General features: G+C 69.1%; 12 protein-coding genes, 1 tRNA gene and 1 other RNA gene. 8 read left to right on the top strand and 6 right to left on the bottom strand.

The features are described 5' to 3' along the window. Positions 1–33 precede the first annotated feature (33 nt). The gene (locus KME78_RS41585) at positions 34–429 is read left to right on the top strand and encodes a YbaB/EbfC family nucleoid-associated protein (protein ID WP_219535015.1); all 396 of its coding nucleotides are present in this window, start codon (positions 34–36) and stop codon (positions 427–429) included. 46 nt (positions 430–475) lie between these two features. Here the strand turns inward: KME78_RS41585 and KME78_RS41580 are convergent, their stop codons facing one another. The 4 genes from KME78_RS41580 to KME78_RS41565 form a co-directional block, all read right to left on the bottom strand. After that, complete coding sequence (locus tag KME78_RS41580; RefSeq protein ID WP_219535014.1) at positions 476–721, bottom strand: DUF6289 family protein; 246 nt, start codon at positions 719–721, stop codon at positions 476–478. Between the two features lie 74 nt (positions 722–795). Beyond that, on the bottom strand, positions 796–1,029 hold the full coding sequence (locus tag KME78_RS41575; RefSeq protein WP_219535013.1) for a DUF6289 family protein: 234 nt from the start codon (positions 1,027–1,029) through the stop codon (positions 796–798). Between the two features lie 290 nt (positions 1,030–1,319). Further along, positions 1,320–1,592 (bottom strand): hypothetical protein, encoded by a 273-nt coding sequence (locus KME78_RS41570; RefSeq protein WP_219535012.1) that lies wholly within the window; start codon positions 1,590–1,592, stop codon positions 1,320–1,322. 18 nt (positions 1,593–1,610) lie between these two features. Continuing rightward, positions 1,611–1,698 (bottom strand) — tRNA-Ser (locus KME78_RS41565). Positions 1,699–1,803: 105 nt separating this feature from the next. Between KME78_RS41565 and ffs the strand changes: the two genes are divergently transcribed. Both ffs and KME78_RS41555 read left to right on the top strand, forming a co-directional pair. After that, an RNA gene (gene ffs / locus KME78_RS41560) (signal recognition particle sRNA small type) lies at positions 1,804–1,899 on the top strand. A 31-nt stretch (positions 1,900–1,930) separates the two neighbouring features. Continuing rightward, the gene (locus KME78_RS41555) at positions 1,931–4,717 is read left to right on the top strand and encodes a DNA polymerase III subunit gamma and tau (protein ID WP_219535011.1); all 2,787 of its coding nucleotides are present in this window, start codon (positions 1,931–1,933) and stop codon (positions 4,715–4,717) included. Between the two features lie 175 nt (positions 4,718–4,892). On the opposite strand, the gene KME78_RS41550 is transcribed toward KME78_RS41555, so the two are convergent. Next, positions 4,893–6,215, bottom strand: a complete 1,323-nt coding sequence (locus tag KME78_RS41550; RefSeq protein ID WP_219535010.1) for a helix-turn-helix domain-containing protein — start codon at positions 6,213–6,215, stop codon at positions 4,893–4,895. A gap of 337 nt (positions 6,216–6,552) precedes the next feature. On the opposite strand from KME78_RS41550, the gene KME78_RS41545 reads away from it, so the two are divergent. The 5 genes from KME78_RS41545 (at position 6,553) to KME78_RS41525 (ending at position 10,443) form a co-directional block, all read left to right on the top strand. Then, positions 6,553–6,903 carry a YbaB/EbfC family nucleoid-associated protein gene (locus KME78_RS41545; RefSeq protein ID WP_219535009.1) on the top strand — a complete coding sequence of 117 codons (351 nt, stop codon included), beginning with the start codon at positions 6,553–6,555 and terminating at the stop codon, positions 6,901–6,903. 3 nt (positions 6,904–6,906) lie between these two features. Further along, positions 6,907–7,506 carry a recombination mediator RecR gene (recR, locus tag KME78_RS41540; protein WP_219535008.1) on the top strand — a complete coding sequence of 200 codons (600 nt, stop codon included), beginning with the start codon at positions 6,907–6,909 and terminating at the stop codon, positions 7,504–7,506. Continuing rightward, entirely contained in the window at positions 7,499–8,029 is a 531-nt protein-coding gene (locus KME78_RS41535) for a DUF5063 domain-containing protein (protein ID WP_219535007.1), read from the top strand. The genes recR and KME78_RS41535 overlap by 8 nt, the downstream gene beginning before the upstream one ends. A gap of 84 nt (positions 8,030–8,113) precedes the next feature. Further along, on the top strand, positions 8,114–9,388 hold the full coding sequence (locus KME78_RS41530; protein ID WP_219535006.1) for an aspartate kinase: 1,275 nt from the start codon (positions 8,114–8,116) through the stop codon (positions 9,386–9,388). Continuing rightward, complete coding sequence (locus KME78_RS41525; protein WP_219535005.1) at positions 9,385–10,443, top strand: aspartate-semialdehyde dehydrogenase; 1,059 nt, start codon at positions 9,385–9,387, stop codon at positions 10,441–10,443. Before KME78_RS41530 ends, KME78_RS41525 begins: the two co-directional genes overlap by 4 nt. A gap of 275 nt (positions 10,444–10,718) precedes the next feature. Here the strand turns inward: KME78_RS41525 and KME78_RS41520 are convergent, their stop codons facing one another. Continuing rightward, positions 10,719–11,924, bottom strand: a complete 1,206-nt coding sequence (locus tag KME78_RS41520; RefSeq protein WP_219535004.1) for a YML083C domain-containing protein — start codon at positions 11,922–11,924, stop codon at positions 10,719–10,721. Positions 11,925–11,987: the final 63 nt, after the last annotated feature.

The following is an 11,987-nucleotide window of genomic DNA, read 5'->3' as shown; positions in this document are numbered from 1 at the left end:
CGTGATTGTGGGGGCCGCGTGCGACCGTCGTCCATGCAGGAAGACCGTGAATACCTGGACCATCTGCTGCCGCGGGCGGAGGATGCGATCCGCGGCCTGCGTGACGCTCATGCCCGGCTCGGGCGGATCACCGGTGCGGGCGAGGGGGCCGAGGGGTTGGTCCGTGCGGTGGCCGATGGGCGGGGAAGAGTACGGGAACTCGTTCTCGAGCCGCGGAGCAAGCGACTGGACGCCGAGGCTCTCGCCCGGGAAGTCGGCGAGGCGATCCTGACCGCTCAGCGGGACGCCGAACGCCAGGTCCAGGCGATCATGGACGAGGTCGACGCGAAGATCGCGGCACTGCCCAAGGCGCTCGACGCGGAGTTCGTGCAGGAACGGATCGAGCAGGTGTCCCGCGAGATCGACGCCGCGATCGACGTCGCGATGTGAAATTCCGGCGGGGCCGCCGGTGCGCCACCCCGCCGGATGCCTTCGCTCAGCCGCAGACGCTCGTGGTCCGGTCGAAGTAGCGAGTGACGGCGCCCCAGGTGGAGCGCTCACCGTCGCAGAATTCCGTCTTGCCTCCGACCACGTTGGTGTAGGAGAGGTCGGAGTAGTAGATGGTGTTGCATTGGTAGCCTGCCGGGCAGGCGAAACCCTGCGTGCCGGCTTGCGCGGTGGCCGGTACGACAGCGAGTGCGGCGGCGGCCAGGACGGTAGCGGCCAGGGCGCGACGGATCATGAACGGTCCTTCCTAAGCACGAAGACGATGTGGAGCTTCGGCAGCTCGATGGGGAGGAACTGCCCGGCATTCGCTCAGCAGGGGCTTCGGTAGAGGTCCACATAGGCGCTGCGCCCGCCCCAGACGTACAAGGTGCCGTCGCAGGCCTCCTCCCGCACGCCGATCACGGTGGTGTGGGCGGCGTCGGAGTAGTACGTGGTGATGCAGTGGTAGTCGATCGCACAGGGTTGAGCCTGCGCGGGGGCGGTGGGGAGGGCGACGAGGGCAGTGGCGGCCACGGCTGCGGCGGCCAGCGCGCGACGGATCATGAATCGTCCTTCCTGAGCACGAAACGGTGTGGGACTCCCCTCCTGGCCGGAGGTGTCCCAACCCATGATCAAAATGATCTGTCCCGCCCGCATGAAACGCAATAATTACTCACATATATGACGATCTGTAGAAGGGCCGGTGCATTTGCAGAGCGCGTTATGGCGTGGCGTTATTATCGGACCATTGATGATGCGTGGTGAGATGCTCGCCTGGCGTTATGTCTGCTGTTCGTGCCAGCTGCACCTGCGCTGTCCCGATAATTCGGACGCACCTCAAGCCGGTTTTTGATCTACGGATTTGGTAAGGCCACCAGCCCGTCGAGGCGTTCAGAAAAAATTTTCCGGAGATATGCGGTGGGGATACAGAGGGCTGCATGGGCATCCATGTCGAAATTTGCGGCGGAATGCGGGTCGGAAATCTCGTTCGTGGAGCTGCGCGCGGCCGGACCGGCGCTCGGCGCCTGCGTCGGGCTCTGGCCCGCTGCCGGGGTCATGCGGATCAAGCGGGGGGTCTGGCAGCCCTGTGTGAGGCTCGAACGCCAGAAGGGGTGTGCCGTGATCACGGCACACCCCTTCTGGACTGGCGGAGGATAGGAGATTTGAACTCCTGAAGGGTTGCCCCTTACACGCTTTCCAAGCGTGCGCCCTCGGCCACTAGGCGAATCCTCCGCCGAGTAGCTTACCGGACTCCGGTGCATGCCGAGACCACGATTTACGGGTGACGAGGCCTCGGTTTAGCTGCAGCGAGCACTGCCGGATGTGGCTAGACTGTCCAAGGACCCCTCGCGCGGCGTCATCCTGTGAACCTCCCCAGGGCCGGAAGGCAGCAAGGATAAGCGGGCTCTGGCGGGTGTGCGGGGGGTCTCTTCGTTGGGAGCCCCCTCGCAGGCGGGATGGTCGCATGAGCCTTGCGCTTTATCGCAGGTACCGACCTGGGACCTTCGCTGAGGTCAAGGGTCAGGAGCACGTCACAGATCCACTCCGCCAGGCACTGCGTACGGGTCGCATCAACCACGCCTACCTCTTCAGCGGGCCGCGCGGCTGCGGCAAGACCTCCAGCGCCCGCATCCTGGCGCGCTCGCTCAACTGCGAGAAGGGGCCCACCCCGGATCCGTGCGGCGTCTGCGAGTCGTGTGTCGCGCTCGCCCCCACCGGGCCGGGCCACCTCGACGTCATCGAGATCGACGCCGCCTCCCACGGTGGTGTGGACGACGCGCGCGACCTGCGCGAACGAGCCTTCTTCGCGCCCGTCTCCGCGCGCTACAAGATCTACATCATCGACGAGGCGCACATGGTGACCCGAGAGGGTTTCAACGCGCTGCTCAAGCTCGTCGAGGAGCCTCCGCCGCACCTGAAGTTCATTTTCGCGACTACCGAGCCGGAAAAGGTCATCGGCACGATCAAGTCGCGTACCCACCACTATCCGTTCCGGCTGATGCCGCCCGCGACGCTGCGCGCGCTGCTCGAAGAGATCCTCCTCGCGGAGAACGTGCCGTTCGAGCCGACCGCCCTGCCGCTCGTCGTACGCGCCGGTGCCGGATCCGCGCGTGACTCGCTGTCCATCCTCGACCAGCTGCTCGCTGGGGCCGAGGACGACGGCATCACCTACGCCAAGGCCGTCTCGCTGCTCGGCTACACCGACGGCGACCTGCTCGACGAGGTCGTCAACGCGTTCGCCACCCGTGACGGGGCGCAGGTCTTCCACACCGTCAACCGGGTGATCGAGGGTGGCCACGATCCCCGGCGGTTCGCCGCCGACCTGCTCGAACGCTTCCGCGACCTGGTGATCCTGGCGAACGTTCCCGAGGCGGTCACCAGCGGCCTGCTCGACCGCCCGGCCGACGAGCTGGATCGCCTTGTCCAGCAGGCAGGCTCGATGGGGCCGGCCGAGCTCACGCGGGCCGCTGAGATCTTCAACACCGGCCTCACCGAGATGCGTGGCGCCACCTCGCCGCGGCTCCTGCTCGAGTTGATGTGCGCGCGCGTGCTGCTGCCCGGCGCCGCGCAGGGCGAGGACGCCCTGCTCGCCCGCCTCGAACGCCTCGAACGCGGCGGCGCCGTCGCCCAGATGGCCGCCCGGTCCGCGGGTACGGTCCACGCGGCGGCGGGCTCCGGTCCGCCGGTGGCGCCGCCCATGCCGCAACCGGGGGCGGCGTCCGCGCAGGGTGGTGCTTCTCACGTGGCCGGGGGCTCCTACGCGGCCGGTGTCGCGCAGGCCGGTGGTGCCGGGCATCCCGGTAGTGGCGGGTACGCGAGTGGCGGCCCGCAGGCGGGGAGTGCCGCGTACGCCGGCGATGCCGCGCACGCGGGGAGTGCCGCGTATGCCGGCGGTGCCCCGCAGGCGGGGAGTGTTGCGCCTGCCGGTGGGCCGCAGGGTGGGGCGGGCGTGCAGGCCGACGGTCCAGGGGCGGGTGGTGCCTCTACGAGCGCGGGTTCCCAGGCGGGCGGTGCCGACGACTGGCCGGAGCCGGCACGTCCCGGTCGGCCCGCGCAGTCAGGCGCCGGGGCTCAGGGCGCGGCGCCGCATGGCGTCGGGTCCCAGGCGCCGTCGTCGCATGCCGCCGCGTCTCAGGGAGCGTCGGTCCAGGGGCAGTCCTCCCCAGGCCAGTCGTCCCACGGTCAGGGATCCTATGGTCAGGGGGCCCAGGCTCAAGGCTCGTCGGCTCAAGTGGGTGCGGCTCATGGCGGTGGGGTCGCGGCGGGTGGTGCTGGGGCGGTTCAGCAGCAGTGGCCCGCTGTGCTGGCCGCGCTCAAGCAGCGCAGCATCGTCGTCTGGGCCAACGTGAGCACCAACGCCCAGGTGGTCGGCATCGAGGGCAACCTGGTCACGCTCGGCTTCGGCCAGGTCGGCGCGATGAAGAACTTCACCGGTGGCGGCAAGGACGCCGTGGTGGCCAGCGCGCTGGGCGACGTTTTCGGCGGCACCTGGCGGGTCGAGGCGGTCGTGGGCGGTTCCCCGGTCCCTCAGGGCTCCGGCGGCCCGCGGCCGGGCTCTCCCTCGGGTCCTCAGCCGGGATCTCACTCAGGCCCTCAGCCAGGCTCGCACTCAGGTCCCCAGCCGGGTCCTCACTCGGGTCCTCAGTCCGGCTCGCACGCGGGCCAGCAGGATCCGTCGAGCGCTTCCCGGCACAACCAGCCAGGCTCCAGCGCCGCCCCGCAGGTCAACGCCCAGGGCGGGCAGCCTTTGTCGGGGCATGGCCGCACTCGTTCGCATGGCTCGTCGGACGACGAGTCCGGCTCCCAGGAGGCGAGCCAACCTCCGGGACCTGCCGCCCAGGGCGGTGGCCGCCAGACGACGGACGAGTCCTGGCCGGACGCCCCTGACGATTCGAACCCCGGCTCACCGCCCACCCCGGACCCCACTCAAGCGACTTCCGGGGTCCGGCCCCAGGGGCAGGCCGGCTCGGGCGCGCTCGGAGCAACCCCTCCGGCGGGGGGTGGCTCGGCCGGTGCCGGTCTGGCTGCCGCACGGTCGGCCGCGATGGCAGCCGCCCAAGCGGGGCCCAGAGCCCCCGCACCCCGTCAGGGCGGCGCCGCCGCCTGGCCGGACGCGGTCCCGGAACGCCGGAAGGGCCCGGAGGCCGACGAGGTCGACCCGCTGAACGACGCCGACGCGGACGTGAACGAGCTGTCCGGCATGGCACTCCTCCAGAGCCAGCTCGGCGCCCAGGTGATCGGCGAAATCTGACCACACCGACCACACCTGATCGTCGGCACCGCTCCAAGGTGTCTTCCGCCGCTGGGTCGTGCGAGGGGCTGATGGCAGGAGCGTCCCGCGCCAGGCCGGGCGAAGAGCTGGCGGGTGAGTGTCTTCCCATGTTTGGCCGTGCGGAGCGCCGTATGGGGAAGGTGGTTGGACAGGGTCAGGCGCGTAGGCGGGCGCGGGCGGCGGCGGCGCGGTGGTCGGTGGCGGGGAGGGTGGTGGCGAGGCGTTGCAGGACCTCGAAGTCCTCTCGGCCCCCGGACGTCTGCGCGTACGCCCACAGGTCGTCGGGTGAGCCGCGCAGCAGCAGGCACGTACGTACCTGGACCTCGAGTTCGTCACGTTCGCGGCGGATCTCGGGGGATTCTGAGCGGGGCAGCAGGGGGCCGGTGTAAGCGCGGGCCAGTGCCGCGGGGTCCGAGCTGGCCAGGAGGTGTCTGAGCTCCAGGAAGTCGGCCTCGATGGGTGTGGTCAGGCGGTATGGGCGGGCGCCGATCGTGTCGCCGAGTTCGGCGCGGAGGCGGTGGATCTCGACCCGGATCGTGCCCGGGTTGCCGTCGTCGCCGTACAGGTGGAAAGAGAGTTGTTCGGCGGTGAGGCCGCTGGGGTGGAGTGCCAGGAGGGCGAGGATCTCCGTGTGCCGGAGGGAGAGCGGCAGGCGGTGCTCGGCCACCAGGGCCGTCGGCGAGTTGTCGCCGAGGAAGCCGTGGAGACGGAGGCGGGCCGGAGCGGGGGTGGGTGGTGGGGGTGCGGCGCGCAGGAGGTAGCCGTCGGAGAAGGGTTCCAGGAGGACGAATCGGCCGTCTCGGAGGATCATGCGCTCGCCGGGGGCGGGTAGCGGGACCCGTTCGCCGAGCGTGCCCAGCGGGTCTCCAGAGATGACACGGCCCGTCGGCGAGAGCAGGATGCCGGGGCGGCCGCCCAGCGCCTCGTAGCGGCGGCGCAGGCGTTCGTCGCGTTCGTGCATGCGCAGGGCGAGCTGGGTCTCGGCGAGCTTGGCGGTGGCGCAGACCAGTGCGACCGCGGCCGGGTGGGGAGAGCGCGCCGGATCGGTGATGTCGACGCAGCCGAGTATCTGGTCGGTGTCGGGGTCGATGATCGGGGCGGCGCTGCACGACTGGACGTGCAGCATGCGGATGAGCTGTTCTTCCGGGTAGACCTGCACCGGTGGGCGGGTGGCCATACTCCTGGTGAGGTCGGGGACGCGTGTCGGGTCAGGGTTGCCGTCACGTCCCAGGATCCTGCCGTCGGCGTCCGTCACGACCACGACATGGGCGGATTCGTCGGCTATGTGGGCGAGTAAGGGGAGCAGCGGCTGCAACGGGTGTGGCTTGGGTGCGTCGTGGCTGTCCGAGACGTCGCGGGGGACGATCCCCCTCTCCGGAGACTGCTGCCCGGAGGCAGAGGGCAGTCCGCGCGTAACCGCCGTTTCGTGCGTCCCGAGAGACCGGCGGGAGTACGCGTCTGGATGGGTGCGACGCATCAGACACTCCAAGTAGTCAATTACTTACGGTGAGCATCCGCTTCGAGGTTGGCGGGCGCAACCGGTTCGGTGGGATTGCAAAGGAGGATTGCAGAGGGGGATTGCAAAGGGTGATTGAATCAACGCAACGTGTGTGCAACGTTGTCGCGGCTAGCGTGCGGCAACGCGTCGGCGTGGTGCGGCCGCTCCGGCCGGCGTGTTGGCCGGGTCTCGGACACTGGAGGGGGGCCGGGATCCGGCCAAGGCGAAACACGGGCATCCCTCCAGTACATGACGAGGCCCAAACACCGTAGGCTCGTGGCAGTCAAGAACGCGGAGCCACGAGGAGCGCACGACGGTGAACCCAGGGGATGTCAACCTGCAGCAGCTGCTGGAGCAGGCACAGCTCATGCAGCAGCAGCTTGTGAGCGCCCAGCAGGAGCTCAACGACGCGCAGATCGAGGGCTCGGCCGGCGGCGGCATGGTCACGGCCGTTGTCAACGGCTCGGGAGAGCTGCTCGAACTGAAGATCGACCCAAGCGTGATCGACGCCGAGGACCCGCAGGACACGGCCGACACGATCGCCGACCTGGTGATCGCCGCGGTCCGTGACGCGGTGCGCGCGGCGGCCGACCTGCAGCAGGAGAAACTGGGCCCGCTGGCCCAGGGACTCGGCGGCGGCGGTCTCGGACAGTTGCCAGGGTTCTAGGCCATGTACGAGGGGGTCGTCCAGAACCTGATCGACGAGCTCGGCATGCTGCCCGGCGTCGGTCCCAAGAGCGCGCAGCGGATCGCGTTCCACCTGCTGGCGGCCGACCCGGCCGATGTGAAGCGGCTGGCCCACGCGCTGCTGGAGGTCAAGGAGAAGGTCAGGTTCTGCCGGGTGTGCGGCAACGTGGCCGCCGAGGAGGAGTGCCGCATCTGCCGCGACCAGCGCCGGGACACTCATGTGATCTGCGTGGTCGAGGAGTCGAAGGACGTCGTCGCGATCGAGAAGACGCGCGAGTTCCGCGGGACCTATCACGTGCTCGGCGGCGCGATCAGCCCGATCGACGGCATCGGCCCCGACGATCTGCGCATCCGTGAGCTCATGACGCGCCTGGCCGACGGCCGGGTCACGGAGCTCATCCTCGCCACGGACCCCAATCTCGAGGGGGAGGCGACGGCTACCTACCTTGCCCGTCTGGTCAAGCCGATGGGTCTGAAAGTGACACGACTGGCCAGCGGTCTGCCTGTGGGCGGTGACCTCGAGTACGCCGACGAGGTGACCTTGGGCCGCGCATTCGAAGGACGGAGGCTGCTGGATGTCTGACCAGTGGAGCGCGCTGGCGGAGGAGATAGCCGGCCACGCGCAGAACTATGTGGATGGCCTGACCAGGGTCGCCAGCGGCGAGGGCGGTGACGCCATCTGGTCGCTGTTGCTGGTCGAGGTGGCGCAGGTGAGCCTGGCGGGCGCCAAGCTCGGCGCCAACGAGGATGTGATCCTGTCGGGCAACTACGAGCCGCCGCTGAGCGCGGATCCCGACATCGACGGCGTGCGCACCGCGTTGTCGGAGTTGCTGGAGGCGGTCGATGACTATGCCGAGGTGTTCGACCCGTACAAGGACACGGGCGTCACTCCGTACCGGCTCTCCGACGACCTGACGGCGGTCGCGGCCGACCTCATCCACGGTCTGCGCCACTTCCAGGCGGGGCGGCCGCACGAGGCGTTGTGGTGGTGGCAATACTCCTACTTCAACACTTGGGGCAACCACGCGGGCGCGGCCATGCGCGCACTTCAGGCACTGGCGGCTCACTCGCGGCTCGACGTGGCGGAGGAGACCACGACGGTGTGATCATCCACATAGTGGTATGAACCATTCGGCCCATGAGAGGCCCCCAGTAGACTGGCAGCTCACAGTCCGAACCGGGAGACTCTCGTGGCGCTCGTTGTGCAAAAGTACGGTGGTTCATCCGTCGCCGACGCGTCCTGCATCAAGCGGGTCGCGCAGCGGATCGTGGCGACGAAAAAAGCCGGCAACGACGTGGTCGTGATCGTCTCCGCGATGGGCGACACGACGGACGAGCTGCTCGACCTGGCGGAGCAGGTGTCGCCGCTGCCTCCGGGCCGCGAGCTCGACATGCTGCTGACCTCCGGCGAGCGCATCTCGATGGCCCTGCTGGCGATGGCGATCGCCAACCTGGGGCACGAGGCCCGCTCGTTCACCGGCTCGCAGGCGGGTGTGATCACCGACTCCACACACGGCAAGGCGCGCATCATCGACGTGACGCCGAGTCGCATCCGTGAGGCGCTGGACCGGGGCCACATCGCGATCGTGGCCGGGTTCCAGGGCGTCTCGCAGGACACCAAGGACATCACCACGCTGGGCCGCGGCGGGTCCGACACGACCGCCGTGGCGCTGGCCGCCGCGCTGGAGGCGGATGTCTGCGAGATCTACACCGACGTCGACGGCATCTTCACCGCCGACCCCCGCATCGTGCGCGCGGCACAGCAGATCCCCAAGATCTCCTATGACGAGATGATGGAGATGGCCGCCTGCGGGGCGAAGATCCTGCATCTGCGCTGCGTCGAGTACGCTCGGCGCTTCCATGTGCCGATCCACGTACGCAGTTCGTTCAGCACCAAAGAAGGCACCTGGGTCGTTTCCGATCCTTACACCGAAGGAACCGAGATGGAGCAGCCGATCATCTCCGGCGTCGCGCACGACCGGAGCGAGGCCAAGATCACCGTTGTCGGGGTGCCCGACAAGGTCGGCGAGGCTGCCGCGATCTTCAAAACTCTGGCGGACGCCGGGATCAACATCGACATGATCGTGCAGAACGTCTCGGCCGCGGCCACGGGCCGCACCGACATCTCCTTCACGCTGCCCACGACCGACAGCTCGACGGCGCTGACGGCGTTGAAGCGGATCCAGGGCGACATCGCCTACGAGTCGCTGCTCTTCGACGACCAGATCGGGAAGGTGTCGCTGATCGGGGCGGGCATGCGCTCGCACCCGGGCGTCACGGCGACGTTCTTCGCGGCCCTCGCCGACGCGGGGGTCAACATCGAGATGATCTCCACCTCGGAGATCCGCATCTCGGTGATCGTCGAGCAGGACGGTGTCGACACGGCCGTGGCGGCCGCTCACCGGGCCTTCGATCTCGACGCGGACCAGGTCTCAGCAGTGGTGTACGGAGGTTCAGGACGATGAGCAGGCCCAATCTGGCGTTGATCGGCGCGACCGGGGCCGTCGGCACCGTCATGCGCGACCTGGTCACCAACCGCGCCGACATCTGGGGCGAAGTACGCCTCGTCGCCTCTCCGCGCTCGGCGGGCAAGCTGCTCAAGGTGCGTGGCGAGGACGTCGTCGTGCAGGCGCTGGCGCCTGAGGTGTTCGACGGCATCGACATCGCCATCTTCGACGTGCCCGACGAGGTGTCGGCCGTGTGGGTGCCGATCGCGGCCGAGCGTGGCGCCATCGCGATCGACAAGTCGGGCACGTTCCGCATGGAGCCCGACGTCCCGCTGGTCGTGCCGGAGGTCAACCCGCTCGACGCCCGCGTGCGGCCGCGCAACATCATCTCGACGCCCAACTGCACCACGCTGTCGATGATGACGGCCATGGGCGCGCTGCACGCCGAATACACGCTCAAGGAGCTCGTTGTGGCCTCCTACCAGGCGGTCTCCGGTGCGGGCGTGGCGGGTTCGGCGCGGCTGTACGACGAGGTCGAGGCGCTCGCCGGTGACCGGTCGATCGGCCAGGTCGCGGGCGACGTGCGTAAGGTGCTGGCCAACAGGCTGCCCGAGGAGTCGCCGTTCCCGGCGCCGATCGCGTTCAACGTGGTGCCGTGGGCGGGCTCGTACAAGGAGGGCGGCTGGGCGTCCGAGGAGCTCAAGCTGCGCAACGAGTCGCGCAAGATCCTCGGCATCCCCGACCTGAAGGTCTCGGCGACCTGCGTCCGGGTGCCGGTGATCACCACGCATTCGCTGGCGGTGCACGCGCGGTTCGAGCGTGACATCACGGTGGCGGACGCGCACCGGGTGCTGGAGGCGGCGCCGACGGTGGTGCTGATGGACGACCCGGCCAACGGGGTCTACCCGACGCCGGTGGATGTCGTGGGCACCGACCCGACGTACGTCGGGCGGATCCGGCAGGCGGTGGACTTCCCGAACACGCTGGATCTGTTCGTCTGCGGCGACAACCTGCGCAAGGGGGCGGCCCTGAACGCCGCCGAGATCGCCGAGCTGGTGGCTGCCGAGCTGTAAGCCGTCCGGAGCTCTGTATGCGGCGCGTCGCACGTTCTCGTGCGGCGCGCCGCCGCGTTTTTCGCCATGGGCGGGGCGCGGGTCCGTGCGGGGTGCCGTTCTTGGCTTTTTTTACGGCAGAGCACGGTGGGCCGCCACCCACCGACGTGGGTGGCCGTCTGTCCAGGGGGACGCTTACCAGGTGGGCGGACGCGCCGCCGTTACGCCGCGGACGCCGGCCGGTGTCGTGGCCGGTTCGTCGGCCACCTGGTAAGCGGCTGGGGCCGTCGGCCCTGTCACCGGAACAGGATGTCCCAGTGGTCTGTCTCGTCGGCGAAGACCGTGCCCGAGGGCGATCGGTAGAGGGCGGCGCCGTCGCCGCGCGTGCCGGATTTTTCGTTCTTTTTGGTGATGTATCGGTCGATGCATGGGTTGTGGGTGATGTCGAGCTTGTAGCCCTTGCTGTGGCTGAAGCGGCCCGGGGCGTGGCCCGTTTCCGTGCCGCCGGTGACCATGATGGGGCAGCCGCTCTGGCGCTTGAGCTCGATCACCCGCGTGATGGTCGAGGTACGGACCTCTTCCAGGGATGTGCAGTGGAACAGGTTCCGGTTCGTGCAGTGGCCCGAGGACTTCGTCCGCAGGCCCTCGTCCCGGAGCCAGTCGGCGGCGAGCGCGTGGGACAGATGCACGGTCGCGGCCCTCGGCTTGACGCGGTTGAGGTTCACCCCGGCGGTCTTCTGGGCGGTCCGCAGAGGCCTACGGGCGTTCTGCGCGGTGGCCGTGCCCGACTTTCGCTGGGTGGCCGTGTCGGTCTTTCGAGGGGTGGTCGTATCGGTCTTTCGCGTGGTGTTTCCGGGTTTTCGCATGGTTTCTGGGTCGAGTTTCAGTCTGGCGGCGATGCCGGCGTACCGCACGGAGATCGAGGGCTTCGCCGCGTCTGTGAGCGGCTCGGCCGGTGCGTCGGGTCGCTGAGCGGCGAGTGCGAGGCTCTGTGACTCCGTCGGCGGGTTGGTCGCGTCCCGGTGGCGGACGGCGGCCTCCTGGCCGCGTACGGCCGTCTCCGGCGCGTTCACGGCCGGGCTGTCCTCATCCGTGACGGGGCCGAACGCGATCGGCTCCGGGTCGCTCACGGCCGGCTCCGAGTCGCGGCCGAACATTGCCCGCCCGCGGCTGAACGTTGCCTGCCCGCGCCCGGCCGTCGTCCGGCCGCGGGCGGGCGTGTCAGGGTCGCGCCCGATGGACTTCTGGCCGTGGGCGGAGGGCCCCCCGTCGTTCAGGGCGGGTTTCGGGCCGAAATCGGCCGGATCCGCCGAAGGGTGCCAGCGGCGCGCCTCGATCGTCCCCCCGATGTGGTAGGACCGAGTGATCGGTGATGGTGTCTGCCGCTGCCCCCGGTCGGGAGCGTGCGAAGCGGCGGAAGCGGCCGACGCCAGCGCGATTATGGAGATCTCAATGTTGAGGAATACGACCGCTAGCAGCCGTACTGTTCCACGTATCCACATGTCGATGCCTTTTCGCGGAATAGCCCTTCCGCCAGAAACATCAATCCCATGGTTCGCACGAGC

The organism is Nonomuraea guangzhouensis (assembly GCF_019396345.1).
GTDB classification, from domain to species: Bacteria; Actinomycetota; Actinomycetes; order Streptosporangiales; family Streptosporangiaceae; genus Nonomuraea; species Nonomuraea guangzhouensis.
Note: the sequence above shows the minus strand (reverse complement) of the source record. Positions and strands in the feature narration are given on the sequence as shown.

Bases quoted from the DNA above. Each gene is read 5' to 3' on its own strand.
- KME78_RS41585 (WP_219535015.1), top strand. From the start codon at position 34: ATGCAGGAAGACCGTGAATACCTGGACCATCTGCTGCCGCGGGCGGAG.
- KME78_RS41580 (WP_219535014.1), bottom strand. From the start codon at position 721: ATGATCCGTCGCGCCCTGGCCGCTACCGTCCTGGCCGCCGCCGCACTC.
- KME78_RS41575 (WP_219535013.1), bottom strand. From the start codon at position 1,029: ATGATCCGTCGCGCGCTGGCCGCCGCAGCCGTGGCCGCCACTGCCCTC.
- KME78_RS41555 (WP_219535011.1), top strand. From the start codon at position 1,931: ATGAGCCTTGCGCTTTATCGCAGGTACCGACCTGGGACCTTCGCTGAG.
- KME78_RS41550 (WP_219535010.1), bottom strand. From the start codon at position 6,215: ATGCGTCGCACCCATCCAGACGCGTACTCCCGCCGGTCTCTCGGGACG.
- recR (WP_219535008.1), top strand. From the start codon at position 6,907: ATGTACGAGGGGGTCGTCCAGAACCTGATCGACGAGCTCGGCATGCTG.
- KME78_RS41535 (WP_219535007.1), top strand. From the start codon at position 7,499: ATGTCTGACCAGTGGAGCGCGCTGGCGGAGGAGATAGCCGGCCACGCG.
- KME78_RS41525 (WP_219535005.1), top strand. From the start codon at position 9,385: ATGAGCAGGCCCAATCTGGCGTTGATCGGCGCGACCGGGGCCGTCGGC.
- KME78_RS41520 (WP_219535004.1), bottom strand. From the start codon at position 11,924: ATGTGGATACGTGGAACAGTACGGCTGCTAGCGGTCGTATTCCTCAAC.